The sequence below is a fragment of the Mesorhizobium erdmanii genome (genome assembly GCF_013170725.1).
GTDB classification, from domain to species: Bacteria; Pseudomonadota; Alphaproteobacteria; order Rhizobiales; family Rhizobiaceae; genus Mesorhizobium; species Mesorhizobium erdmanii.
In genome coordinates this window covers 5685519-5709658 of record NZ_CP033361.1, presented here as the reverse complement: position 1 = coordinate 5709658, position 24140 = coordinate 5685519, and the positions used below count along the sequence as shown (strand labels likewise).

Annotated in this window: 23 protein-coding genes; 15 read left to right on the top strand and 8 right to left on the bottom strand. The window is 63.9% G+C overall.

Translation table 11 applies throughout. The annotated features are described in order from the left end of the window. Positions 1-57: 57 nt before the first annotated feature. Both glcE and glcF read left to right on the top strand, forming a co-directional pair. Entirely contained in the window at positions 58-1263 is a 1206-nt protein-coding gene (glcE, locus tag EB233_RS27550) for a glycolate oxidase subunit GlcE (protein WP_064989218.1), read from the top strand. Positions 1264-1273: 10 nt separating this feature from the next. After that, entirely contained in the window at positions 1274-2599 is a 1326-nt protein-coding gene (gene glcF / locus EB233_RS27545) for a glycolate oxidase subunit GlcF (RefSeq protein WP_064989219.1), read from the top strand. Between the two features lie 10 nt (positions 2600-2609). On the opposite strand, the gene EB233_RS27540 is transcribed toward glcF, so the two are convergent. Further along, entirely contained in the window at positions 2610-3530 is a 921-nt protein-coding gene (locus tag EB233_RS27540) for a bifunctional 5,10-methylenetetrahydrofolate dehydrogenase/5,10-methenyltetrahydrofolate cyclohydrolase (RefSeq protein WP_064989220.1), read from the bottom strand. A gap of 262 nt (positions 3531-3792) precedes the next feature. Beyond that, positions 3793-4527, bottom strand: coding sequence for a L,D-transpeptidase (locus EB233_RS27535; RefSeq protein ID WP_064989221.1), 735 nt, complete (start codon positions 4525-4527; stop codon positions 3793-3795). Positions 4528-4740: 213 nt separating this feature from the next. On the opposite strand from EB233_RS27535, the gene EB233_RS27530 reads away from it, so the two are divergent. Continuing rightward, entirely contained in the window at positions 4741-5379 is a 639-nt protein-coding gene (locus EB233_RS27530; protein WP_064989222.1) for a DNA-3-methyladenine glycosylase I, read from the top strand. 79 nt (positions 5380-5458) lie between these two features. On the opposite strand, the gene EB233_RS27525 is transcribed toward EB233_RS27530, so the two are convergent. Continuing rightward, the gene (locus tag EB233_RS27525) at positions 5459-5848 is read right to left on the bottom strand and encodes a hypothetical protein (protein ID WP_064989223.1); all 390 of its coding nucleotides are present in this window, start codon (positions 5846-5848) and stop codon (positions 5459-5461) included. Positions 5849-5896: 48 nt separating this feature from the next. Continuing rightward, a complete protein-coding gene (locus EB233_RS27520; protein ID WP_064989224.1) occupies positions 5897-6148 on the bottom strand; it encodes a hypothetical protein in 252 nt (83 codons plus the stop codon). Between the two features lie 248 nt (positions 6149-6396). On the opposite strand from EB233_RS27520, the gene hisS reads away from it, so the two are divergent. From hisS to EB233_RS27495, 5 genes are all read left to right on the top strand, one after another. Beyond that, positions 6397-7893, top strand: coding sequence for a histidine--tRNA ligase (hisS, locus tag EB233_RS27515; RefSeq protein ID WP_064989225.1), 1497 nt, complete (start codon positions 6397-6399; stop codon positions 7891-7893). Positions 7894-7904: 11 nt separating this feature from the next. After that, positions 7905-9026, top strand: a complete 1122-nt coding sequence (locus tag EB233_RS27510; RefSeq protein WP_064989226.1) for an ATP phosphoribosyltransferase regulatory subunit — start codon at positions 7905-7907, stop codon at positions 9024-9026. Continuing rightward, positions 9023-9721: an ATP phosphoribosyltransferase gene (hisG, locus tag EB233_RS27505; RefSeq protein ID WP_064989227.1), complete on the top strand. Its 699-nt coding sequence runs from the start codon at positions 9023-9025 to the stop codon at positions 9719-9721. The genes EB233_RS27510 and hisG overlap by 4 nt, the downstream gene beginning before the upstream one ends. A gap of 98 nt (positions 9722-9819) precedes the next feature. Then, positions 9820-11577, top strand: a complete 1758-nt coding sequence (locus tag EB233_RS27500) for an AMP-binding protein (RefSeq protein ID WP_064989228.1) — start codon at positions 9820-9822, stop codon at positions 11575-11577. Between the two features lie 68 nt (positions 11578-11645). After that, the gene (locus EB233_RS27495; protein ID WP_064989229.1) at positions 11646-12749 is read left to right on the top strand and encodes a calcium:cation antiporter; all 1104 of its coding nucleotides are present in this window, start codon (positions 11646-11648) and stop codon (positions 12747-12749) included. Between the two features lie 46 nt (positions 12750-12795). Here EB233_RS27495 and EB233_RS27490 read toward each other — a convergent pair whose 3' ends face one another. Beyond that, on the bottom strand, positions 12796-13704 hold the full coding sequence (locus EB233_RS27490; protein WP_064989230.1) for a LysR substrate-binding domain-containing protein: 909 nt from the start codon (positions 13702-13704) through the stop codon (positions 12796-12798). Between the two features lie 79 nt (positions 13705-13783). Between EB233_RS27490 and EB233_RS27485 the strand changes: the two genes are divergently transcribed. Both EB233_RS27485 and EB233_RS27480 read left to right on the top strand, forming a co-directional pair. Then, positions 13784-14614: a class I SAM-dependent methyltransferase gene (locus EB233_RS27485; protein WP_064989231.1), complete on the top strand. Its 831-nt coding sequence runs from the start codon at positions 13784-13786 to the stop codon at positions 14612-14614. A gap of 12 nt (positions 14615-14626) precedes the next feature. Beyond that, positions 14627-15151: a hypothetical protein gene (locus EB233_RS27480; protein WP_027056172.1), complete on the top strand. Its 525-nt coding sequence runs from the start codon at positions 14627-14629 to the stop codon at positions 15149-15151. A gap of 54 nt (positions 15152-15205) precedes the next feature. Here the strand turns inward: EB233_RS27480 and EB233_RS27475 are convergent, their stop codons facing one another. Both EB233_RS27475 and EB233_RS27470 read right to left on the bottom strand, forming a co-directional pair. Beyond that, the gene (locus tag EB233_RS27475) at positions 15206-15880 is read right to left on the bottom strand and encodes a TetR/AcrR family transcriptional regulator (RefSeq protein ID WP_064989232.1); all 675 of its coding nucleotides are present in this window, start codon (positions 15878-15880) and stop codon (positions 15206-15208) included. A gap of 180 nt (positions 15881-16060) precedes the next feature. Further along, complete coding sequence (locus EB233_RS27470) at positions 16061-17005, bottom strand: nucleoside hydrolase (protein WP_064989233.1); 945 nt, start codon at positions 17003-17005, stop codon at positions 16061-16063. 103 nt (positions 17006-17108) lie between these two features. Between EB233_RS27470 and EB233_RS27465 the strand changes: the two genes are divergently transcribed. From EB233_RS27465 to EB233_RS27450, 4 genes are read left to right on the top strand one after another with little or no spacing between them, the layout of a single operon-like run. Further along, positions 17109-18122: an isopenicillin N synthase family dioxygenase gene (locus EB233_RS27465; RefSeq protein WP_064989234.1), complete on the top strand. Its 1014-nt coding sequence runs from the start codon at positions 17109-17111 to the stop codon at positions 18120-18122. Between the two features lie 31 nt (positions 18123-18153). Continuing rightward, entirely contained in the window at positions 18154-19011 is an 858-nt protein-coding gene (locus EB233_RS27460; RefSeq protein ID WP_064989235.1) for an ABC transporter substrate-binding protein, read from the top strand. A 57-nt stretch (positions 19012-19068) separates the two neighbouring features. Beyond that, on the top strand, positions 19069-20010 hold the full coding sequence (locus EB233_RS27455; protein ID WP_064989236.1) for an amino acid ABC transporter permease: 942 nt from the start codon (positions 19069-19071) through the stop codon (positions 20008-20010). Then, a complete protein-coding gene (locus tag EB233_RS27450) occupies positions 20007-20813 on the top strand; it encodes an amino acid ABC transporter ATP-binding protein (protein ID WP_064989237.1) in 807 nt (268 codons plus the stop codon). The genes EB233_RS27455 and EB233_RS27450 overlap by 4 nt, the downstream gene beginning before the upstream one ends. A gap of 9 nt (positions 20814-20822) precedes the next feature. Here EB233_RS27450 and EB233_RS27445 read toward each other — a convergent pair whose 3' ends face one another. Then, positions 20823-21731, bottom strand: a complete 909-nt coding sequence (locus EB233_RS27445; protein ID WP_064989238.1) for a hydrogen peroxide-inducible genes activator — start codon at positions 21729-21731, stop codon at positions 20823-20825. A 163-nt stretch (positions 21732-21894) separates the two neighbouring features. On the opposite strand from EB233_RS27445, the gene katG reads away from it, so the two are divergent. Next, complete coding sequence (gene katG / locus EB233_RS27440) at positions 21895-24084, top strand: catalase/peroxidase HPI (protein WP_064989239.1); 2190 nt, start codon at positions 21895-21897, stop codon at positions 24082-24084. Positions 24085-24140 lie beyond the last annotated feature (56 nt).

The window sequence follows — 24140 nt, the reverse complement described above, 5'->3', positions numbered from 1 at the left end:
GGATCGCGACTTATCTCTTCTCACCCGCCTTGCGGGGGCGAGGAACCAGGCGCGAACATGACCACCTTCACCCCCGCCACTTCATCCGAAGTCCTCTCCACCGTCCAATGGGCGGCGGCGGAAGAATCACCACTCGAAATCCTTGGCCATGGCTCCAAGCGCGGCATCGGCCGTCCGCTGCAGACGGAGCACACCCTCGACCTGTCGAAACTCACCGGCGTCACGCTCTACGAACCCGCCGAACTGGTGCTGTCGGCAAAGGCCGGCACACCCTTGGCCGAGATCGAAAGGTTGCTGGCGGAAAACGGCCAGCAGCTTGCCTTCGAGCCGATGGATTGCGGTCCGCTGCTCGGTGGCGAGCCGGGAAAGGGCACCATCGGCGGCGTGCTCGCCGCCAACCTTTCGGGTCCGCGCCGGCTCAAGGCGGGTGCGGCGCGCGACCACATACTGGGTATCAATGTCGTGTCCGGGCGTGGCGAGGCTTTCAAGTCGGGCGGCCGCGTGGTCAAGAATGTCACCGGCTACGACATGTCGAAGCTGATGGCCAACAGCTGGGGCACGCTGGCCGTGTTCACCGACGTTACCTTCAAGGTGCTGCCATCAGCCGAGACCGAGGTGACGCTCGCCGTGCGTGGGCTGCTCGACGATGCCGCGGCAAGCGCCATGGCGCTGGCGCTCGGATCCAGCGCGGAAGTCTCGAGCGCCGCCCATTTGCCGGAGCGGATCGCCGCGCGTGTCGCCGGCGGCGCGCTCGGCAGCGAAGCCGCCACGTTGCTGCGCGTCGAAGGCTTTGGCCCTTCCGTCGCCTATCGCATCGCTGCGCTGAAGACGCTGCTCGGCAAGGCCGGGCCGCTGGAGGAGATTGCCGGCGAGGCTTCAAGGCTGATCTGGCGTGACGTGCGCGATATCAAGCCTTTCGCCGACGCTACCGAAAAACCGGTCTGGCGCGTGTCGATGACGCCTGCCCAGGGCCACCAGATGGTGCTGACGCTGCGCATGCAAGCTGCCGTCAGCGCCTTCTACGACTGGCAGGGTGGGTTGGTGTGGTTGCGCATGGAGGGGGGCGACCCGGAGGCTGCTCTGCTGCGCGGGCTGTTGCGCAAACATGGCGGCGGCCATGCGACGCTGGTGCGCGCTGCCCCTGCCCATCGCGCCGCGCTGCCTGTCTTCGAGCCGCAGCCGCCGGCGCTAGCCGCGCTCAGCCAGCGGCTGAAGCAGGAATTCGACCCCAAGAACATCCTCAATCCCGGCCGCATGGTCTAGGACATCAGCGATGCAGACCAATTTCTCATCCGCCCAGCTTGCCGATCCCCACGTTGCTGAATCGGAAAAGATCCTGCGCAAATGCGTGCATTGCGGTTTCTGCACCGCCACCTGTCCGACCTATGTGACATTGGGCAATGAGTTGGACTCGCCGCGCGGGCGCATCTATCTGATCAAGGACATGCTGGAGAACGGCCGTCCCGCCGACAAGGAGATCGTCACCCATATCGACCGCTGCCTGTCGTGCCTTGCCTGCATGACCACCTGTCCGTCTGGCGTCAACTACATGCATCTGGTCGACCATGCCCGCGCCCATATCCAGGAGACCTACAAGCGGCCGCTGCTCGATCGGCTCACCCGCGCCATGCTGGCGTTCGTGCTGCCCTATCCCCAGCGTTTTCGCGCCGCGCTCAAACTGGCAAAGCTGGGCAAACCGTTCATCGGCCTGTTCGAAAAGGTCCCGGCGCTGAAGCCGCTGGGCGCGATGCTCAAGCTCGCGCCGGCCTCGATCCCGGCGGTCTCGCCGATGGCCTCGCCTGGCGTCCATGCCGGACAAGGGACGAAAAAGGGCCGCGTCGCCATCCTCACCGGCTGCGCGCAGTCGGTGCTTGATCCCGCCATCAACGACACGACGATTTCGCTGCTGACGCGCCTCGGTGTCGAGGTCGTGGTGCCGCCCGGCGAGGGCTGCTGCGGTGCGTTGGTGCATCATATGGGGCGCGAGGAGGCAGCACTTGCCTCGGCAAGGCAGAATGTCGATGCCTGGACGCGCGCCATCGACCAGGGCGGGCTCGACGCCATCATCATCACCGCATCCGGCTGCGGCACGACCATCAAGGACTACGGCTTCATGCTGCGCCTCGATCCGGCCTATGCCGACAAGGCCGCGCGCGTCTCGTCCTTGGCCAGGGACATCACCGAATATCTCGCCGCCATCGACTTGCCCGAGCCGGTGCACAAGCTCGGCATCATCGTCGCCTATCACTCCGCCTGCTCCATGCAGCACGGTCAGAAAATCACCCGCCAGCCGAAGGAACTGCTGGCCAGGGCCGGCTTCATCGTGCGCGAGCCGCGCGAGGGCCATCTGTGCTGCGGCTCGGCCGGCACCTACAACATCCTGCAGCCTGAGATTTCGGCCAGGCTGCGCGATCGCAAGGTGAAAAACATCGAGGCAACCGGTGCGGAGATCGTTGCCACCGGCAATATCGGCTGCATCACGCAGATCGCATCTGCGGCGAAGCTGCCGGTGGTGCACACGATCAAACTGCTGGACTGGGCCTATGGTGGCCCGAAGCCGGAAGGCGTTCGGGACGAAAGCCTGATTGCCGCTGAGTAAGGGCCGCCGCTTACTCCGCCGCGAGCCTGTCCGCCGTGCCGTAGGTGGCTTCATAGAGCGCGCGCTGGCGGCTGAGCGCCACCATGGTGTTGCGCAGCAGGATCGCCACGGTGATCGGGCCGACGCCACCCGGCACCGGGGTGATCCAGGAGGCGACCTCGCGCACGCTTTCGGTGTCGACGTCGCCGACGATGCGGCTTGTGCCGTCCGGTCCGATCTCGGAATTGATGCCGATGTCGATGACGGCGGCTCCGGGCTTCACCATGTCGGCCTTGATCAGCCGCGGCTTGCCCACCGCGACGAACAGCGCATCGGCGCGCCGCGCATGGGCCGCGACCGACCGTGTCATGTGATGGCACACCGTCACCGTCGCGCCCTCGCTCATCAGCAGAAAGGCGATCGGCTTGCCGACGATTTCGGAATGGCCGACGATGACGACCTCCAGCCCCTTGAGGTCGAGGCCGGTTTCCCTGAGCAGTTCCACGGACGCAGCCGCCGTGCAGGGCGCCAGGTCAAGCTGGTTGTAGACGATGTTGCCGATCGAGGCCGGGTGCATGCCCTCGACATCCTTGAGCGGATGCACCGCCGCCTGCAATGTCTTGACTGGAATATGGGCCGGAACCGGCCGCTGGATGATGATGCCGGTAACGCGCGGATCGGCGTTCAGGCCGTGGATGGCCGCTTCCAGTTCACCCGACGTGATGGTGGCGGGAAAACGCCGTTCCTCGAAATCGATGCCGGCAAGCTCGGCCTTGGCGCGCTGGTTGCGCACATAGACATCGACGGCATCGGTGTCGCCGACGGTGATCGAGATCAGCTTGGGCGCAAACCCCTCGGCCTTGGCGATGGCCGCATCCTCGCGCACGGCGGCGATGATGCGCTGGGCAACCGGGCCGCCCTTCAGGTAGCGGCTGTCATGGGACGGGGACATGGCTGGGCTCTTTCATCTTGATGGCGCCGACATAGCAAAAGACCATCGAAAATGGCAGCATGAAAGCGAACCGCTATGCCGCAGCGCGACGCAACGACGCGGGCCATGTCGCTGACGCCGGTCGCAGATCAAAAGGAAAGGGCAGCGCGGTTTCCCGTGCTGCCCTTCCTGACCGACCGTATCCCCATACGGCCCGTCCCCCGTTATTTCTTCCGACTTCGGGAAACGACGTGCTCCCCGATCAGCTGATTCGTCACAGTTATTATATCACCTCGACGGTGGTTCCGACATTGACCCTCTCGTAAAGGTCAACCACGTCCTCGTTGCGCATGCGGATGCAGCCTGACGACACCGCGCCACCGATCGTCCACGGCTGGTTGGTGCCGTGGATCCGGTATTCGGTCGTGCCGAGATAGAGCGCACGGGCGCCGAGCGGATTTTCCATGCCGCCGGCCAGATAGGTCGGCAGATAGCGGCCCTTGGCGGCTTCGCGCTTGATCATTTCCGCCGGCGGGCGCCAGTCTGGCCACTCGCGCTTGTTGGTGATCTTGTGCGTGCCCGACCATTCGAAGCCCGGCTTGCCGGTGCCGACGCCGTAGCGCCGCGCCTTGCCGTTCTTCTCGACCAGGAAGAGGAAATTCTGCGTGGTGTCGATGACGATCGTGCCCGGCTTCTGCGGGCCGTCATAGGCGACTTCCTGCGGCAGGTAGATCGGGTTGATCTGCGGGCGCATGACCATGCGCTTGGCCGGCGCCTGCACGGTCGCCGTCTGCACCCGATCGGGTTGCGCAGCGCGCAGGCGCGGCTGCTGCTGCACGACCTGGCGATTCTGCCGCACGATGCCTGGCGCCCGGCCAAGCTGCAGTACCCAGGGGGCGGAAAGATCGGGGCTCACCATCACCGGCGGCCTGTCGGCATAGCGGTCGCCGGCGGCCGAGGGTGTGACGGCGGCGAACACAGCCACGGCGCCGAGCACGGAAAACAAGACTCTCTTCATCGGAACGCACCTTGATCGTCTGATACAACCAGGGTTGAAACGCTCCCCGGTCCAGCGATCATTGGCGCGCAAGCAGCAACCGAAAAATGAATCGGAATGCGTAAAATGCGGCTTTGTCAGTAAACCTTTTGGTGTGGTTACCACCGCGTTCAGGAATCTGGTAAAGCCGCAGTAAATGCAGCGCAAAAGCGCGTTAACGGATGGATTTTCGCAATGAGCAATGAAAACAGCGGCCTGCTTGCCGGTCCCGACGGTGTCGCGCGCTGCTTCTGGCACGGCAATCTGCCCGACTATCTGCACTATCACGACCATGAATGGGGCCGGCCGATGGCCGACGACCGCAGGCTGTTCGAAAAGATCTGCCTCGAGGGTTTCCAGTCGGGCCTGTCGTGGCTGACCATCCTGCGCAAACGCGAGAATTTTCGCGAAGCCTTCGCCGGCTTCGATTTCGACAAGGTCGCCGCCTTCACCGACGAGGATGTCGAGCGTCTGCTCGGCAATGCCGGCATCATCCGCCATCGCGGCAAGATCGTCTCGACCATCAACAACGCCAAGCGCGCCCGCGAGATGGCCGACGAATTCGGCTCGCTCGCCGCCTGGTTCTGGAAGTTCGAACCCGGCAAGGACGAGCGGCCGGAGATTGTCGACCTCGCCCATCTGCGCGCCAACCCGACCACGGCGGTCTCGGTGCGGATATCGAAGGAATTGAAGAAGCGTGGCTGGAGCTTTGTCGGCCCGACCACGGTCTACGCTTTCATGCAGGCCATGGGATTGGTGAATGACCATCTCGAAGGTTGTGCTTGCCGCAAGGAGGTCGAGAAGGAACGCAAGGCTTTCAAGCGGCCGAAGTAGCTTCCTTCTCCCGCTCACGGGGAAAAGGTGCCGGCAGGCGGATTAACGGCGGCGCGAAGTTTCAAATGCTCGCGTTGCCCTACCTCTCAAAGCGGCCCTTGTGCCCGCTGCCGTTGATGTCCCACACCAAGCTGCGGCCGGAAATGCTCAGCACCAATCCGCTGAAGCTGCTGTCGTCGGGTGTGTGGTGGGTAGATGCCGAACTGCGCCCGGCTGGAATGACCTCGACTGTCGATCCCTTCTTCACCCAGCAGCCCTTGCCGTACTGGTCGTTGGCGCCGTAGGCCAGCATGAACTCGAAGCTGCCGTCCTTCCTGAGCAGCAATTCGGAACCGACCTCCATGACGCCACGCAGGTAGTAGTGGCCGGCGAGGCCCGCATCGCCCGCTTTGCAGCCGCCTGCACTGGCCGGATCGGCAGCCCCGAGTAACAATGCGCAGCCAAGCGCGTATGCGTAGCCCAGTCGCATGCTCAATCCCCCGATCAGGAAATATGGAACCCGCCGAAGCCGTCAGTTTCAGGTGCCGTTGACGCTGGCCAGGAAGAGTCCGGCGACGATCGCCACCACCGTCGCCACCGTCGGATAGATCACCAGCAGGCCGGTGACCAATGCGTCGCGCAGGGAAGGCCCCTTGCCGGCGTCATCAGGGACATCGAACGGCCCGGCAGCCTGGCCCATCATTTTCGGAGCATGGGGGCCGGCCGGACGCAGGCGCGCTGGCAATTCGCCGGCATCGCCATCGGCATGGAATTTCACTGCGCTGGTCATGTCCCGAACCCTTCATGTCGTGCGCTATGTCGGCCGCGATTGTGTCGGCACGATGCCGCGCTCATGGCGGGATTGTTTCATTTTCGGTGCGTTTCTGTTTCAGGGAGGTTCGAGTTGGGCTGTTTGCACCGGGCGTGGTGCGAGGTGCCGACCCTTGCCGCTCCCGGCTGCATCGGTTAGGAAACGCGCGCTGCGGAATGGGAAATTTTCCATCCACGCAGCGCCACGAAACACCGGGTGCTCATCTCATGGCCGACAAATCGGAAAAGACGAAAGCGCGGTTGCCGCGCGGTTTTGCCGACCGCAGCGCCGAGGACATCCGCGCCGTCGAGAAGATGATGGCGACGATCCGTTCGGTCTATGAGCTCTATGGTTTCGAACCGGCCGACCAGCCGCTGATCGAATACACCGATGCGCTGGGCAAATTCCTGCCCGACCAGGACCGGCCGAATGAAGGCGTCTTCTCGTTCCAGGACGACGACGAGCAATGGCTGTCGCTGCGTTACGACCTGACCGCGCCGACGGCGCGCTTCGTCGCCGAGAATTACGAGCGCCTGCCAAAACCCTATCGTAGCTACCGCTCCGGCTGGGTGTTCCGCAACGAGAAGCCCGGCCCCGGCCGCTTCCGTCAGTTCATGCAGTTCGACGCCGACACGATCGGCACGCCGGGCGTCGCCGCCGATGCAGAGATGGCGATGATGATGGCCGACGTCATGGAAGCGCTCGGCATCAAGCGTGGCGACTATGTCATCCGCGTCAACAATCGCAAGGTGCTCGACGGAGTGCTGGAGGCGATCGGCCTTGGCGGCGACGAAAATGCCGGCCGCCGGCTGACCGTGCTGCGCGCCATCGACAAGCTGGACAAGCTCGGGCCGGAAGGCGTGAAGCTTCTGCTTGGCCCGGGGCGCTGGGATGGCGGCAAGGAAGGCGAGGGCGATTTCGCCAAGGGCGCCGGGCTGAACAATGGGCAGGCTGAGGCGGTTCTTCAGGCAACGGCGAGAAACGCACAGGCCGGCCAGGATGCCATGGTCAGTTCGAACGCCACCTATCAGGAAGGCGTCAGCGAACTCGCGACAATCGAAGCCCTGGTCCGGGCCGCCGGATATGCCGAAGACCGCATCATTATGGACCGCTCCGTGGTGCGCGGTCTCGAATACTACACCGGCCCGGTCCTCGAGGCCGAGTTGCTGGCCGAAATCCCCAATGAGGACGGCCAGATCGTGCGCTTCGGTTCGGTCGGCGGCGGCGGCCGTTATGACGGTCTGGTCTCGCGCTTCCGGGGTGAGCCTGTACCGGCGACGGGTTTTTCCATCGGCGTCTCCAGGTTGATGACCGCGCTGAAGAATCTCGGCAAGCTCGACAGCGCCGATGTGATCGCGCCAGTCGTCGTGCTGGTCATGGACAAGGATACGGAAAGCCTCGGCCGCTACCAGAAGATGGTGGCGGAGCTGCGTGCCGCCGGCATCCGCTCCGAAATGTACCTTGGCGGCGCCGGCATGAAGGCGCAGCTCAAATATGCCGACCGGCGCGGATGCCCCGTCGCAATCATCCAGGGCGGCGACGAGCGCGCCAAGGGCGAACTGCAGATCAAGGATTTGATCGAGGGCGCGCGCATGTCGGCCGAAATCACCGACAACGCCGAATGGCGGGCGGCGAGGCCGGCGCAGGTGACGGTGGCGGAAGGTGAACTGGTCGCCGAAGTGAAGAAGATTTTGGCGGCGCAGGCTGCTGACCGCGCGAAATAAGAGCGCGGCCAGTGACTTCCCGTTTCCCCGCCATCTCAGCCGCCATCACCAGCCTCTTCGCCACCCGCGACACGCATGCGGTCGAGGTCGCCATCCTGCAGCCGGCCGACCCGTTCCTCGACATGGCCGGGGAGGATCTGCGCCGCCGCATTTTTCTCACCGAGAGCGAGACAGGGCAGACATTGTGCCTGCGGCCGGAATTCACCATTCCCGTCTGCCTCGACCATATTGCCAGCCAGGCCGGCACGCCACGCCGCTATTCCTATCTGGGCGAGGTGTTTCGCCAACGCCGCGAAGGCGGCAATGAATTCTTCCAGGCCGGCATCGAGGATCTCGGCGACCGCGATACCGCGCAAGCCGATGCCCGCTCCGTCGTCGATGCGCACGCGCTGCTGTCGCTGGTGCTGCCTGGCCAGTCCCTGGCGATCACGCTCGGCGACCAGACCATTTTCGAAGCCGTGCTCGCCGCGCTTGGCCTGCCGCGCGGTTGGCGCATGCGCCTGGCCCGCGCCTTCGGCTCGGCGCCGATGCTCGAGGCGGCACTCGCCGACCTCGCCAACCCGCCGCGCAACGGCCAGCTTTCCGGCGAAGTCGCCACCCTTGTGCTTGACGGTGATGTCGAGGGCCTTGCCACCCATATCGCCAGTGGCATGGAAGAAGCCGGCCTGTCGGCATCCGCTGGCCGCTCGCCATCCGACATTGCGCGGCGGTTGATAGAGAAAGCCGAATTGCGCAGCGTGCGGCTGTCGAACGAGGCTTTTGCGGCATTGAAGAACTTCCTCGCCATCGACGTGCCGCTCGATGGCGCGGCGCGGGCGCTGGAGACCTTCGCCGCCGGCGCCGGCTTATCGCTGGGCGCGGCGCTGGAGAAATTTACGGCCCGCGCCGGCGCGATCGAGGCACATGGCTTGCCGGCGGGACAAATCCGTTATGATGCTGCCTTCGGTCGACCGCTCGACTACTACACCGGCGTGGTCTTCGAGATCGCGGCGCAGGGTGGCGAGCGTCCCTTGGCCGGTGGCGGCCGCTACGACCGGCTGTTGACGCTGCTTGGCGCCAAGACCGCCATTCCCGGCGTCGGCTTTTCCGTCTGGCTCGACCGCATCGAGGCATTGCGGGAGACGGCACCATGATCACGCTGGCGATCCCGTCGAAGGGCCGGTTGAAGGAGCAGGCCCTGGAGGTGCTGGCCAAGGCCGGCCTCGCCATCAGCCTGCCCAGTGATGAGCGCAAATATCATGCTCGCGTCGAGGGCCTGGACAATGTCGAGGTCGTCTTCCTGTCGGCTTCCGAAATAGCGGGCGAGATCGGCCAGGGCGCTGTCGATCTCGGCATCACCGGCGAGGACCTGGTGCGCGAGAATCTCGCCGATTGGGAGGTCCGCGCCGAGATTGTCGCCCGTCTCGGCTTCGGTCATGCCGATGTCGTGGTGGCGGTGCCCGAGATCTGGTTCGATGTCGACACCATGGCCGACCTCGACGACGTTGCCGCCGATTTCCGCCAGCGCCATGGCAGGCGGCTGCGGATCGCCACCAAATACTGGCGGCTGACGCAGCAGTTCTTCTCGCAGAAGCACGGCATCCAGGTCTATCGCATCGTCGAAAGCCTGGGCGCCACCGAAGGCGCGCCGGCCGCCGGGCTTGCCGACGTCATCGTCGACATCACGTCGTCGGGTTCGACGCTGCGCGCCAACCACCTCAAGGTGCTGGGCGACGGCGTCGTGTTGAAATCGCAGGCCTGTCTGGTTGCATCGAAGAAGGCGCGTATCCCGGGCGATGAAGCCGTCTTGCGCGACATCGCTGCAAAAATGGCGGCGGCGACCGGATAGCGGTGCCGCCCTCCAGCGGAGCAGCCTGCGCTACCATCGGCGGGATTTCCACCGCCCCGGCAGGCTGATAGGCTCGGGCGTCCTGGGAGGAGACAGCGATGCCGGTCAATCTCGACAGCAACCTTCGCGGACGCGGCGCGCGCACCGGCAGCGTCTTTATCGCGCCTGTCGATGGCCGGGCGCATGTCTCGGGCGAGCGCAAGGTGCTACTGCTCGACAAGACGATTCCGGCACTGTTTTCCGAAACGGCCAGCAAATACGCCACGCAAGATGCCGCCGTCTTCGTCGGCCAGGACAAGCGCTTCACCTGGAGCGAACTGTCGGACACTGTGGATGCGCTCGCCGCCGGGTTCCTGGCGCTCGGCCTCGAAAAGGGCGATCGCGTCGGCATCTGGTCGCCCAACCGCTGGGAGTGGCTGGTGACGCAATTCGCCACCGCTCGCATCGGCCTGATCCTGGTCAACATCAACCCGGCCTATCGGCTGACCGAGCTCGACTATGCGCTGAACAAGGTCGGCTGCAAGGCGCTGGTCACCGCCGCCAGCTTCAAGACTTCGGACTATCTCGGGATGATCGAGACGCTGGCGCCGGAGATCGCCAATGCCACGCCGGGCAAGCTGAAGGCGCAAAAATTGCCTGATCTGAAGATCGTCATCCGCATGGGTGAGGACAGTTCGCCGGGCATGTTCAATTTCGGCGATGTGCTGGCCATGGCCGGCCGCGACGAGCATGACAGTCTCGACCGGCTTTCCGAGGGGCTGAAGCCGAACGATGCCATCAACATCCAGTTCACTTCCGGCACGACGGGCGCGCCGAAAGGCGCGACGCTGACGCACCACAACATCGTCAACAACGGCAATTTCGTCACCTCGGCAATCAAGCTCACCGTCGACGACCGGCTATGCATTCCGGTGCCGCTCTACCATTGCTTCGGCATGTCGATGGGCACGATGGGCTGCGTGTCGAAGGGCGCGACGATGGTTTTCCCGGGCGAAGGTTTCGATCCCGGCGCAACGCTGAAGGCGGTGGCGCAGGAGCGCTGTACCGGCCTCTACGGCGTGCCGACCATGTTCGTCGGCATGCTCGACCATGCCGATTTCGCGACCTTCGATCTCTCCAGCCTGCGCACCGGCATCATGGCCGGGTCGCCATGCCCGATCGAGGTGATGAAGAAGGTGGTGTCGCTGATGCATATGTCGGAGGTGACCATCGCCTACGGCATGACCGAAACCAGCCCGGTCTCCTTCCAGAGCGGCGTCGACGATCCGCTGGAAAAGCGCGTCTCGACGGTTGGGCGCATCCATCCGCATGTCGAGGTCAAGGCGGTCGATGCCGATGGCGCCACCGTCGCCGTTGGCGCGCCGGGCGAACTCTGCACGCGCGGCTATTCGGTGATGAAGGGTTATTGGGACGATCTGGAAAAGACCCGCGAGGCGATCGACAGCGACGGCTGGATGCACACAGGCGACCTCGCCACCATCGATGCCGAGGGCTATTGCAACATCGTCGGCCGGGTCAAGGACATGGTCATCCGCGGCGGCGAGAACGTCTATCCCAGGGAAGTCGAGGAGTTTCTCTATCGCCATCCCAAGGTCAGGGAGGTGCAGGTGTTCGGCATTCCCGACCAGAAGTATGGCGAGGAGCTGTGCGCCTGGATCGTGCTGAAACCCGGCCAGATCGCCACCGAGCAAGAGATCAGGAACTTCTGCGCCGGCCAGATCGCCCACTACAAGATCCCGCGCTACATCCGCTTCCGCACGGAATTGCCGATGACGGTGACTGGCAAGCCGCAGAAGTTTTTGATGCGCCAGGCGATGGTGGAAGAGCTCGGGCTGGTGGCGCAGAAGACGGCTTGAAGGGGTGAGCGCTTCGATCTGTCGGTGCGCGAATGCAGCCAGGTTCGCAGAGACGCACAGGGGCTTGGATGAGCGGTTTGGGACGATCGGCGATTTCCTACGCGATGCCCCTCGCCGCGCTCGCGATGGCTGTCGCGGTCAGAGCCAGCGGGCTGTCGGTGGACCAGGGTTCGCTGAATGCAAGGATCCTTGTCGGTGCGCTGTCGAGCGCGATCATGTTTGTCACTATTTTCGTGGTGCTCGACCACGCCGAGGCGGTAGCTCGGCGGGTAGGGGAGCCGTACGGCACGCTGGTGCTGACGTTTGCCGTCACGGCAATCGAAGTGTCGATCATTGTTTCCATGATGCTGCATGGAGAAAACAACCCGACGCTGGCACGGGAGTCCGTTTTCTCGACGGTGATGATCACATCCACAGGCGTTGTCGGCACGTGTCTGGCGCTTGGCGGCTGGCGTCATCGCAAGCAGGTCATCGTGCGGCAAGGGACCAGTGCCTATCTGGCGGTTCTGATCGCGCTGACCGTCATGACGCTTATTCTGCCGACCTACACCCAGACCACGGATCCCGGCACGTTTTCCGCAGCCCAACTTAGCTTCGTCAGCGTCCTTTCACTGCTGCTCTACGCAAGCTTCGTGTTCGCGCAGACCGTCCGGCACCGGGAAGACTTTATCCAGGGACAACCACACGACGTTTCGGTGCACGCTGCCCCTCACGAGAACGTCTCTGCCAGCGCTCTGCTGCTATTGGCCGGGCTGATCGGAATTGTCATGCTTGCCGAGCAGGTCGCGGCAAGCGTCGAAGATTCGCTCGTTGCCTACCAGGTAACCCAAGCTGACAGCATCGTGGGGGCAATGATCGCGGGGCTGGTTTTGATGCCGGAGGCCATTTCGGCCGTGCGCGCTTCACTCAACAACGAGTTGCAGCGCGGCTTGAATGTCGCGATGGGTTCGGCTTGCGCCACGATCGGCCTGACCATACCGGGAGTCGCGGCCGCCAGCCTGCTGACGGGGAGAGGACTGACCCTGGGATTGCCGGCCGCTGACACGGTTCTTTTGGTGCTGGCACTTTTCATATGCAATGTGAGCTTCAGCACGGAAAGAACAACATTCCTGACTGGAATCGTTCATCTTGTAGTATTTTTTACGTATATATTTCTGATATTTATACCATGAACGCTTTAGTGCAAGCGAAGCGCCAAGGGAGGCATACTTCGCTAACTCAGACTGCCGATTTGAGGTGGTCGATGAAGGCGCGCAGCTTCGGCAGGATCTGGCGCTTGCCGGGATGATAGAGGAAGACGCCCGGCGTCGTCGCGGAGATGCCTTCCAGCACCGGCCTGAGTTTTCCCGCGGCGATCGGACCTTCGGCGACCGGTCGAGGGATTTGCGCCAGCCCTACGCCCTGCAACGCGGCCCCCAGCAATGTCGGATAGTCATGCGCGATCAGCGGGCCTGAGACTGTCGCCTCGATCGTTCCGTTGCCGTCGACGAAGGACCAGGGCGCGATGGCGCCGTTCGAGCGGCGCAAGCGCAGGCATGCGTGGTGGCGCAAATCCTCCACGCGCTCAGGGCGCCCGTGGCGGTCGAGATAGTCAGGGCTGCCGACGACCACGAACGAGAACGCCGGAGTGAGCCGCACGGCGATCATGTCCGGTGCGATGAACTGGCCGAGGCGTATGCCGGCATCGAACCCGCCGGTCGCCAGATCGACCATCTCGTCGCTGGCGGCGATCTCCAGTTCGATCTCGGGATAGGCGCGGCAGAACGAGGCGATCATCGGCTCCAGGATCAACGGCACGACGGCGCGCGGGACGGACAGGCGCAGCAGGCCCGTCGGCCGTTGACCGACATCACGCGCGGCCTCGCCGGCGGCGACGATTTCCTCGAAGGCAGGGCCGGCACGATCGAGGAACCGCTGACCGGCCTCGGTCAGACCGACGCTGCGCGTCGTGCGGACGAACAGCGCCGCACCGAGCCGCGCTTCCAACGCACGCACCGCCTGGCTCACGGCCGACGGCGTCACGCCGAGATCGGCGGCGGCGCGGCGGAAGTTGCGGCGCCTGGCGACAGCCAGGAACACCTCGACCCCCTCCAGCGCTCCGTGCCGGACTGTGTAGTTCTGCTTCATGGCTTGTTACGATTATACCGGATAGTCGAACGATGGAAGCGGGCCTAACTAGGGAGACGAACCAAGGAGACATCTTGCCATGACCGATGAACTTGATGGCGTGCGCGACCACTATCGCGCCACCGGCCTGACCGAGCGGTTGAGGACGGTATTAGCTGCCGTTGGCCCCGAGGATCAGCTTCTCACGCCCCAGCAATTAGGCACCCTCGACCAATTTCACACCCGTGGGCTAGCGGCGACCGCCGAGCTTGCCCAATTGGCTGACATCACCGCGGGCATGTCGGTTCTGGACGTCGGCTCGGGCATCGGCGGGCCAGCGCGCTTTCTGGCTGCGACCTATGGCTGCCGGGTTGCCGGCGTCGACCTCAGCGAGCCTTTCGTGGATGCCGCGCGCTATCTGACCGAGCGCACGGGACAGAGCGGGCAATTGTCCTTCCAGACCGCCAGCGCCTTGGAGCTTCCATTCGATGATGGCCGTTTCGACATCGTGCTGCTGCAGCATGTGGCGATGAACATCTCCGACCGGGCGCGGCTCTACGGGGAGATTCGGCGCGTGCTGAAGTCAGGCGGCAGGTTCGCAACCTTCGACGTCGTGTCGAGCAGCGGCCAGCCGCACTACCCGCTTCCCTGGGCGCGAACACCGGCGACGAGCTTTCTCTTGACAATCGACGAGACGCGCAAAGCGATCGAACAGGCAGGCTTCCGCGCTCTGGCATGGCACGACGACACAGGGGTCGCCAAGGCCTGGTTCGCGCAGTTGCGTGCGTCAGGTCCGCCGCCTTCGCCGAATCTCGGCGTGGTGATGGGACCGGACTTTGCCGAGCTTGCAGCCAATTTGGGGCGAAATCTCATGGAAGGCCGGCTCGGCATTCTGACCGCGGTATTCGAGGCCGCGTCGACCAACAGCTGACAGGAGACCGCAATGTCGACGGAAATCCTTTTCCAGACTCATCTCGTTCTGGGCTATGTCGCATGGCTGCTTTGCTTGCGCGCGTACATCTGGCCCTGGCTCGGATCGATGGACCGCGGCGCGGCGCAGCGCGCCATCGCTACGCTGCACAGCTTCCGCTTCTTCGGCCTCGTCTTCATCCTTCCAGGCGTCGTCAGCCCAGACCTGCCAGCCAGCTTTGCCACCTTTGCCGCCTATGGCGACTTCGCGACAGGCGTGCTGGCCATGCTGGCGCTGCTCGCGGCGCGGATACGCCAGCTCTTCTGGCCGTTCGTCGTCGCCTTCAACATCATTGGGACAGTCGACCTGGTCGTCGACTATTACCTTGCCATCCAGGCCGACCTTCCCGCCCATGCAGGGTTGTTTGGCGCCGCCTACGTGATCCCCGTCATCTACGTGCCGTTGCTGATGATCACGCACATCGCCGCGTTCTATTTTCTGCTGCGTCCACATCAGAACCCGAGCCGCTTCCCTGCGGAGGAAGCGACTGCTTCCTAAATCATCTGAAGGTCAAGGGGCGCACCGCGGCTCGCTATCGCTCTACGCCCCTCGCTACCGCCGCCCACCCCGGCTTTCGCTCGGCCGTGGTGCTGAACCCGGCTCTTGCACCAGCGGCCCGAGCAGCACCTCTCCGAACAGCGGCTGGTAGCTCCGGCGTACCGCCGGATCCTCCTTGAAGGACAAAGTGTACTGGCCGATCTGGTGGAAATAGGTGATGCGCGCCCGGACCAGGCTTTCGTCCTCGGGATAGCCCATGGCGCGGAAGGAGCGGATCAACAGCGCGATGCGCAGATCGTCCATGTCCTTGACCTCCCGCGCCAGCTTCTTCGACGTTCGCGACCAGTCGCGTACGGCGAGATCGAGCAGCGGGCTGAACGGCGCTTCATCGACCCAGACATGCACGATGTCGGTGAAGAACTGCAGGCCGTCGATGTCGTGCATGTCGCGCATGGCCCAGAATGGCGCGCAGTTGATGTTGCGCCATTCCTGCAGCAGGCCGTCGCGAAGGTCGGCCAGGCTGGTGAAGTGGAAGTAGAAGGAGCCGCGCGTCACCTTGAACTGCTGCGCCATGCGGTCGATCTTGACCTCGGCGATGCCACGTTTTTCCAGCACCTTGCGCGCCGCTGCAATCCAGCTCTCGCGGCTGAGTGTCTGCCGTGAAGCTTTCGGGTGCGAGGCTGCTTTGGGCGATCTCTTGGCTTTGGCCGGGGCGCTGTCCGCTTTCATCTGGTCGAGACCTTCATCGCCATGCGCAGCGCCTGCAATCGGTTTGCCGGCTCCGCCGCGCTTCGCGACTCATCAAGCTTCCGAGGTTAGAGCAATTCCTGAAAAAGTGTGTAACGGTTTTCCCGGCATAAGCGCGTCGTGCTCTGCCGGGGGAATTGCGTAAAAACAAGGAGATAGAGCTCACGGCAAGGCGCTGATCCGTTCCAGCATGAGCTCGAAGAACGGCGCCGGATCGATCCGGCGCAAGACATTGCAGTTCTTGGCACGGCCGGTCACATGCCACCAGTCGACGACGGTCATGCCGATCGTCTCCGGCGAGACGATGTCGACCGTCACCGCGCACTGGCGCTGCTCATAGATCTGCGGCGCCAGGAGATAGCCGGTGACGCAGGCGTCGTGGATGGGACGCGCCGGCGTTTCGAATTTGTGCGTGCCGTACTGGCGAAAGAAATCGGCCAGATTGGCGGCCTCGACCGCGGCGCGCCTGCCAGTGGCGCGCAGCCGGTCGAGCCACTCCGGCGTCATCAGCGCGGTGTAGGTGCAGTCTATGCCCGCCATGGTCACCGGCACGCCGCTGTCGAACACCTTGTGCGCCGCATGCGGGTCGACGAAGATGTTGAACTCCGCGGCAGGCGTGGCGTTGCCCCCCTGGAAGAAGCCGCCGCCCATCAGCACGACTTCGCGCAGGCGGGGCACGATCCTCGGCTCCATGGTCATGGCCATGGCCAGATTGGTCATCGGCCCGAGCGTGCAGACGGTCAACTCGCCCTCCGGCGCATCCATGATGGCGCGCACCATGTAGTTGACGGCGTGTTCGCTCTGCAGCGGCGTCACCGGTTCCGGAAGGTCGGCGCCGTCGAGGCCGGTCTCGCCATGGACATACTCGGCCGTGATGAGCTTGCGTACCATCGGCGCCGGGCAACCCGCATAGACGGGCACATCAGGCCGCCCGGCAAGCTCCACCACCTTCAGCGCATTCTTCGATGTCAGGGCAAGCGGCACATTGCCGCCGACCGTGGTGATGCCGATCACGTCGAGTTCGGCCGGAGACCCCAGCGCGAAAAGGATGGCGAAGGCGTCGTCCTGGCCCGGATCGGTGTCGATGATGATCTTGCGTGGTGCCATGGTTCAGCGCTCTTCCTTTTGCGATCGAAAGCCTATTGATGAGGCCGTTCGGATGTGTAGAAATACAGTACTGTATCTTATGTTCAAGACAGGGTGTTCGAAAATGGATGGACAAGAGCGCGGCGATTTTTCCGAAATTCCGATCCTCGACGTTTCGGCGCTCTATGGCGACGATGAGGGCGCGATCCGGGCAACGGCGGCGACGCTGCGCCGCTATCTCGAGACGATCGGCTTCCTCTACGTGACCGGCCATCCCATTCCGCGCGCCGATGTCGAAGCCGTCCGCGAAGCCTCCAGGCGCTTCTTTGCCCTGCCCGAGGAAGAAAAGGCGAAGCTCAAGATCGACAAGAATTTCCGCGGCTTCCTGCCCTTTGCCGGCTCGACCATCGTGACCTCGTCCGTGGCCACCGTCAGCAAGCCCAACCAGAGCGAATCGATCTTCTTCATGCACGAGGTCGGCGCCGACGATCCCCGCGCCCTGGCCGAAAAACCCTTGCAGGGCCCCAACCAGTGGCCGGATGAGGCTGCCCTTGCCGGCTTCAGGGAAACGATCGAGCACTACGTTCAGGAGATGGGCACGCTCGCCCGCAAGATGGTCCGCGCCATCGCGCTCTCGCTCGGACTGCCCTCCGACAGTCTCGACCGCTATTTCGAGCAGCCGACGACCTTCCTGCGGCTGTTGCACTATCCGACACAGCCCCAGGAAGAAGGGCTCTTCGGCTCGGCGCCGCACACCGACTATGGTTTCATCACCTTGCTGGCGCAGGACAATGTCGGCGGCCTGGAAGTCAAGAACAAGGCTGGCGACTGGGTTCCGGCGCCGCCGGTTCCGGACTCCTTCGTCATGAATGTCGGCGATATACTGGCGCGCTGGTCGAACGATCAGTTCGTCTCGACGCCGCACCGGGTCATCAACCGGTCGGGACGCGAACGCTATTCGCAGCCTTTCTTCTTCGATCCGTCCATGGACGAAATGATCGAAGCGCTGCCGGTCTGCGTGCCGGCGGGCACCCAGCCGAAATACGGGCCGGTGCTCTACGGCGACTATCTGATGGAGCGCATCGACAAGAACTACCACTATCGCAAGAAGAAGGCGGCGGAAGCGGCCGGCGCCTGACGGCAAACAAGCAAAAGAAAGGGGAACAGCAATGAATGCATATCTGCGAATGACCGGCCTTGCGCTGGCGATATCCACCATGGCCTGGAGCGGCATTTCGCGAGCCGCCGAGGTTGCGAAATCCACCGACGTCAAGCAAAGCGGAACGCTCGCCGTCGCCAATACGCTGGACTACGCGCCGTTCGAATATCTCGACGCCGACGGCAAGCAGACCGGCATCATCATCGAACTGGCCGGCGAGGTTGCCAAGCTCGTCGACGCCAAGCTCGACGTGCAGCGCACGCCCTTTCCCTCGATGATCCCCGGCCTGGCGGCTGGCCGCTTCAAGATCGCCTGGGAGACCTTCTCGGCCACGCCGGAGCGGTTGAAGCAGGTAGATTTCGTCATGTTCCTCAAGGCCGGCCTCGCGGTCTCGACATCGCCCGACAAGAAGCCGAGCTTCAGCGGCGACACCCCGCTCTGCGGCAAGCGAATCGGCGTCTCGGCCGGCAGCGCTTCCGATTTCCTGGTCGACAAGCTCACCAAGGAATGCACAGACAAGGGCCAGAAGCCCATCGAGAAATCAGTGTTCAACTCTTCGACCGACATCGTCCAGGCCGTGCTGTCCGACCGTGTCGACGCCCGCATGGACGATGCGACCGCTTCGAGCTATTTCGAGGTGACGAGCAAGGGCCAGCTGGTGGTGCTGCCGACCCTTTACGACGTCGCGCCGCTCGGCATGGCGATCGCCAAGGACGACAAGGAGACCGCCGACATGATGGTGGGTGCGCTCGCCGAACTGTTCAAGAACGGCACCTACAAGGCTATCCTCGACAAATACGGCATGGGCGCCTACGCGATCAAGGAACCCTATTTCGTCGGCACCATGGATGCACTTCGCGCCGAATAGAAATGACCCGGCGCCTGATCATAGGTCAGGCGCCGGCCAGCGATCAGGAGACCATTGATGGGCGTGGCCCACCCGACCGAGACCGGCGTCGAGCCGGGCATAGCGGCCGCCGTGTCACGGCTGACCGTCGTGCCGCAGCGCCGCTATGGCATCTGGATCGGCACTGCGCTCGCCTTGCTGCTGGCCTTCCTGATCGTCCGCGCCTTCGCCAGCAATCCCGCCTTCGCCTGGGGCACGGCCGCCGGCTACCTGTTCCATCCCTCGATCATGCGCGGCCTCGGCAACACGCTGGTACTCACCGTCATCATCATGCTGCTGGCGATCGTGGTCGGCACAATCATCGCCATCATGCGGGTGTCACCGAGCCCGGTGCTGCGCGCCTTTTCCGGCGTCTATGTCTGGTTCTTCCGCGGCGTGCCGGCATTGATCCAGCTGATCTTCTGGTTCAACCTGTCGCTGCTGGTGCGCGAAATTTCGCTCACTCTGCCTTTCGTCGGCACGCTGTTTTCCGTGCGCACCAATGATTTCATGACGCCGTTCTTCTCCGCCGTCGTCGCCCTTTCGCTGTGTGAGGCCGGTTACATGGCCGAGATCATCCGTGCCGGCATCAAGTCGGTGCCGTCAGGCCAATCGGAAGCGGCGAGCGCGCTCGGCATGCCCTATCGCATGATCCTGAAGCGCATCACCCTGCCGCAAGCCATGCGCTTCGTGCTGCCGCCGACCGGCAATGAGGCGATCAACCTGTTGAAGATGACCTCGCTGGTGACCTTCATTGCCGTCGACGACCTCTTCTATACCGCGCAAAGCATCTATGCCCGCACCTTCGAAACGATCCCGCTCCTGATCGTGGTCGCCTTCTGGTACCTCGCCGTGGTCAGCATCATGTCTGTCGGGCAGCATTTCCTGGAACACCATTTCGGCCGCAGCGATGTCAGCCGAGAACCCCTGACAATGCGCGCCTTGCGCAACTTGATCAGCCTGCGCGGCGTTGTCCGATGAGCGATGTGAAGTCCGAAAATCGCGCCCGCTTCGGCGTGCCGGCCGACTCCATGGTGTTCGCGCGCGGCGTGCGCAAGACCTATGGCCAGCTTGAGGTCCTCAAGGGCGTCGACTTCGACGTGCCAGAGGGGACGGTGGCCTGCATCATCGGCCCGTCGGGATCCGGCAAGAGCACGTTCCTGCGCTGCATCAACCATCTGGAAAAACTCAGCGGCGGCATCCTTCTGGTGGACAGCCAGTTCGTCGGCTACGACCTCCAGGGCGACAGGCTTTACGAGGTCAAGGACGATCTCCTGTGCCGGCGCCGGGCCGAGATCGGCATGCTGTTCCAGTCGTTCAACCTGTTCTCGCACATGACGGTGATGGAGAACCTGATCGAAGCACCGACGCAGGTGCGGCGCATCCCCGTCGATCAGGCCAGGGCCGAGGCGGAGGTGCTGCTGCGGCGCGTCAGCCTCGCCGACAAGGTCGACCGCTATCCGCGCGAACTGTCCGGCGGCCAGCAGCAGCGCGTCGCGATCGCGCGCGCCATGGCGATGAAACCAAAGGTCCTGCTGTTCGACGAGCCGACATCGGCGCTCGACCCGGAACTGGTCGGCGAAGTGCTGCAGGTGATGCGCGATCTGGCCGAGAGCGGCATGACCATGGTGGTCGTCACCCACGAGATCGGATTTGCCCGTGAGATCGGCGATCAGCTCGTCTTCATGGACGGCGGCGTGATCGTCGAGCGTGGCACGCCGCGCGAGATGATCGCCAACCCGAAATCGCCGCGAACCCGCGAGTTTTTGTCCCGGGTTCTATGACGCTCGGCTTCACGCAGCCAGCATCGCCGCACCCAGCCCGCGGATGATCTTGGCGAGTTCCACGCACTCCCCATGCCTTGCATTGTTGCGCCGCCAGGCAAGGCAGATCATGCGCTGCGGCATCGGCTCCTGGAACGGCACGATCTTGAGGTCGGGAATGGTGCCGGCGGGGCCAGTCGCCATTTCCGGAATGAGTGTGACGCCAAGCCCGTGCGCCACCATCTGCAACAGCGTGGTCAGGCTGGTGGCGCCATAGCTTGCCATCGCCACCGCCCGCACATTGCCGCAAACGGCGAGCGCCTGTTCGCGCAGGCAATGGCCTTCCTCCAGCAACATCAGTCGTTCCAGCGCCGGGCTTTCGGGCGGTACCGGCGGCGAGGCGAAGGCTGGATCGCCTGCCGGCACGGCGAGGAAGAACCGGTCGGAAAACAGGGACTCGGTGACCAGGCCGGGATGATCGAGCGGCAGGGCCGCGATGAAGGCATCGAGTTTTCGCGAGGCGATGTCCTCGACCAAAGAAGCCGTGACCGCTTCGCGCAGTTCGAGCAGCAAGGCCGGGAAATGCGTCTTCAGTTCTGGCAGGGCCCGCGGCAGGAGATAGGGCGCGACGGTCGGGATGATGCCCAGCCGGAAGCGCCCCTCCATGGCCGTGCGACCGCGCCGCGCGGTGGTTTCGACGTCGCGTATGTCGGCCAGGATGCGCTCGATGCGCGGCAAAAGCGCGATCGCTTCGTCGGTCATGCGCACGGACTTGCCTCCACGTTCGAACAGCCGGCAGTTCAGCCGCTGCTCCATTTCCGCGATCTGCGAGGACAGCGCCGGCTGGCTGACACCGGCCAGTTTTGCCGCACGGCCGAAATGCAGCGTCTGCGCTAGCGCGTCGAAATAATGCATCTGGCGAACTGTCAATCCAATCATAAGAAATTCCTATCGAAATGAACAGGAAAGGCAATTTGTTTTTATCGCAAATGCGGCCTAGTCTGGAATCGTTCCAGATTGATGCGGTCGCTGGCCGACCCCAAAATCCTGGCAAAAAATCAACCTTGGCAAAATCAAACCTCGGCAAGATCGGAGCAGTAAGATGGACGCGAAAACCGACGACAACAGCGCGGGCAAATGCCCTGTGGCGCATGGATCCGCCGGCCGGACCAACCGCGACTGGTGGCCGAACCAGTTGAACGTGCAGATTCTGCACCAGCAGTCGTCCCTGTCCGACCCGATGGGCGAGGCGTTCGACTATGCCGAGGAATTCAAGAGCCTCGACCTCGACGCCGTCATCAAGGACCTGCATGCGCTGATGACGGATTCGCAGGAATGGTGGCCGGCCGACTTCGGCCATTACGGCCCGCTGTTCGTGCGGATGGCCTGGCACAGCGCCGGAACCTACCGGATCGCCGACGGCCGTGGCGGCGCCGGAGCCGGCCAGCAGCGTTTCGCGCCGCTCAACAGCTGGCCGGATAACGTCAACCTCGACAAGGCCCGCCGGCTGTTGTGGCCGATCAAGCAGAAATACGGCCGCAAGATCTCCTGGGCCGACCTTCTGATCCTCACCGGCAATGTCGCGCTGGAATCGATGGGCTTCAAAACCTTCGGCTTCGCCGGCGGCCGCGCCGACGTCTGGGAACCCGAGCAGGACATCTACTGGGGCCCCGAAGGCAAGTGGCTGGCCGACGAGCGCTACAGCGGCGACCGTGACCTGCAAAACCCCCTTGGCGCCGTGCAGATGGGTTTGATTTACGTCAACCCGGAAGGACCGAACGGCAAGCCTGACCCGTTGGCCGCGGCGCGCGACATCAGGGACACCTTCGCCCGCATGGCCATGAACGACGAGGAAACCGTCGCGCTTATCGCCGGTGGCCACACCTTCGGCAAGACCCATGGCGCTGGCGATGCGGCGCTTGTCGGCGTCGAGCCGGAAGGTGCCGATATCGAGCAGCAGGGCCTCGGCTGGGCGAGCAAATTCGGCACCGGCAAGGGCGGCGACGCCATCGGCAGCGGTCTGGAGGTGATCTGGACAACGACGCCGACGAAGTGGAGCAACAACTTCTTCGACAATCTCTTCGGCTTCGAATGGGAATTGACCAAGAGCCCGGCCGGCGCGCACCAGTGGACGCCGAAGGGCGGCGCCGGCGCCGGCACGGTGCCGGACGCGCACAATTCGTCCAAGCGCCACGCGCCCTCCATGCTGACCACCGACCTCGCCTTGCGCTTTGATCCGTCCTACGAGACGATCTCGCGGCGCTTCCACGAAAACCCGGATCAGTTCGCCGACGCATTCGCCCGCGCCTGGTACAAGCTGACCCACCGCGACATGGGCCCGGTCGCACGTTATCTCGGCCCGTTGGTCCCCAACGAAGAACTGCCCTGGCAGGACGTCATCCCGGCGGTCGATCATGTGCTGATCGACGAGCAAGATGCGGCGGCCCTCAAGGCCCGGATCCTGGCTTCAGGCCTGTCAGTGTCGCAGCTGGTTTCGACGGCGTGGGCATCGGCCTCGACGTTCCGTGGTTCCGACAAGCGCGGTGGCGCCAATGGCGCGCGCATCCGCCTCAGCCCCCAGAAGGACTGGGCCGTCAACCAGCCGGCCGAGCTCGCCAAGGTGCTCGACAAGCTCGAGGCGATCCGCAAGGACTTCAACGCTGCGCAGACCGGCGGCAAGAAGGTCTCGCTTGCCGACCTGATCGTTCTTGGCGGCAATGCCGGCATCGAGAAGGCTGCCGGCAACGGCGTCGACGTTCCCTTCTGGCCGGGCCGCATGGATGCCTCGCAGGAGCAGACCGACATCCATTCCTTCGCGCCGCTGGAGCCGACCGTCGATGGCTTCCGCAATTATGTCGGCGGCAAGCAGCGCCTCACTGTCGAGGAAGCCCTTGTCGACCGGGCGCAGTTGCTGACGCTGACGGCGCCGGAAATGACTGTCCTGGTCGGCGGCTTGCGCGTTCTCGGCGCCAATGCCGGGCAGTCGAAGCATGGCGTCTTCACCAGGCAGCCGGAAACGCTGAGCAACGACTTCTTCGTCAACCTGCTCGACATGGGCACGGAATGGAAGGCGACGTCGGATGCCAAGGACGTGTTCGAAGGCCGTGACCGCAAGACCGGCGAAGTCAAATGGACCGGCACCCGCGCCGACCTCATCTTCGGCTCGCACTCGCAGCTGCGCGCGCTGGCCGAAGTCTATGCGACGGCGGATGCAAAGACGAAGTTCACGAAAGACTTCGTCGTGGCATGGACCAAGGTGATGAACGCCGACCGCTTCGACATCACCGGCTGATCCAGGCTCAAGGACAAACAAAAAGGCGCGGGCGACGGCCCGCGCCTTTTTGCATT

Bases quoted from the DNA above. Each gene is read 5' to 3' on its own strand.
- glcE (WP_064989218.1), top strand. From the start codon at position 58: ATGACCACCTTCACCCCCGCCACTTCATCCGAAGTCCTCTCCACCGTC.
- glcF (WP_064989219.1), top strand. From the start codon at position 1,274: ATGCAGACCAATTTCTCATCCGCCCAGCTTGCCGATCCCCACGTTGCT.
- EB233_RS27540 (WP_064989220.1), bottom strand. From the start codon at position 3,530: ATGTCCCCGTCCCATGACAGCCGCTACCTGAAGGGCGGCCCGGTTGCC.
- EB233_RS27535 (WP_064989221.1), bottom strand. From the start codon at position 4,527: ATGAAGAGAGTCTTGTTTTCCGTGCTCGGCGCCGTGGCTGTGTTCGCC.
- EB233_RS27530 (WP_064989222.1), top strand. From the start codon at position 4,741: ATGAGCAATGAAAACAGCGGCCTGCTTGCCGGTCCCGACGGTGTCGCG.
- EB233_RS27525 (WP_064989223.1), bottom strand. From the start codon at position 5,848: ATGCGACTGGGCTACGCATACGCGCTTGGCTGCGCATTGTTACTCGGG.
- EB233_RS27520 (WP_064989224.1), bottom strand. From the start codon at position 6,148: ATGACCAGCGCAGTGAAATTCCATGCCGATGGCGATGCCGGCGAATTG.
- hisS (WP_064989225.1), top strand. From the start codon at position 6,397: ATGGCCGACAAATCGGAAAAGACGAAAGCGCGGTTGCCGCGCGGTTTT.
- hisG (WP_064989227.1), top strand. From the start codon at position 9,023: ATGATCACGCTGGCGATCCCGTCGAAGGGCCGGTTGAAGGAGCAGGCC.
- EB233_RS27500 (WP_064989228.1), top strand. From the start codon at position 9,820: ATGCCGGTCAATCTCGACAGCAACCTTCGCGGACGCGGCGCGCGCACC.
- EB233_RS27495 (WP_064989229.1), top strand. From the start codon at position 11,646: ATGAGCGGTTTGGGACGATCGGCGATTTCCTACGCGATGCCCCTCGCC.
- EB233_RS27490 (WP_064989230.1), bottom strand. From the start codon at position 13,704: ATGAAGCAGAACTACACAGTCCGGCACGGAGCGCTGGAGGGGGTCGAG.
- EB233_RS27485 (WP_064989231.1), top strand. From the start codon at position 13,784: ATGACCGATGAACTTGATGGCGTGCGCGACCACTATCGCGCCACCGGC.
- EB233_RS27480 (WP_027056172.1), top strand. From the start codon at position 14,627: ATGTCGACGGAAATCCTTTTCCAGACTCATCTCGTTCTGGGCTATGTC.
- EB233_RS27475 (WP_064989232.1), bottom strand. From the start codon at position 15,880: ATGAAAGCGGACAGCGCCCCGGCCAAAGCCAAGAGATCGCCCAAAGCA.
- EB233_RS27470 (WP_064989233.1), bottom strand. From the start codon at position 17,005: ATGGCACCACGCAAGATCATCATCGACACCGATCCGGGCCAGGACGAC.
- EB233_RS27465 (WP_064989234.1), top strand. From the start codon at position 17,109: ATGGATGGACAAGAGCGCGGCGATTTTTCCGAAATTCCGATCCTCGAC.
- EB233_RS27460 (WP_064989235.1), top strand. From the start codon at position 18,154: ATGAATGCATATCTGCGAATGACCGGCCTTGCGCTGGCGATATCCACC.
- EB233_RS27455 (WP_064989236.1), top strand. From the start codon at position 19,069: ATGGGCGTGGCCCACCCGACCGAGACCGGCGTCGAGCCGGGCATAGCG.
- EB233_RS27450 (WP_064989237.1), top strand. From the start codon at position 20,007: ATGAGCGATGTGAAGTCCGAAAATCGCGCCCGCTTCGGCGTGCCGGCC.
- EB233_RS27445 (WP_064989238.1), bottom strand. From the start codon at position 21,731: ATGATTGGATTGACAGTTCGCCAGATGCATTATTTCGACGCGCTAGCG.
- katG (WP_064989239.1), top strand. From the start codon at position 21,895: ATGGACGCGAAAACCGACGACAACAGCGCGGGCAAATGCCCTGTGGCG.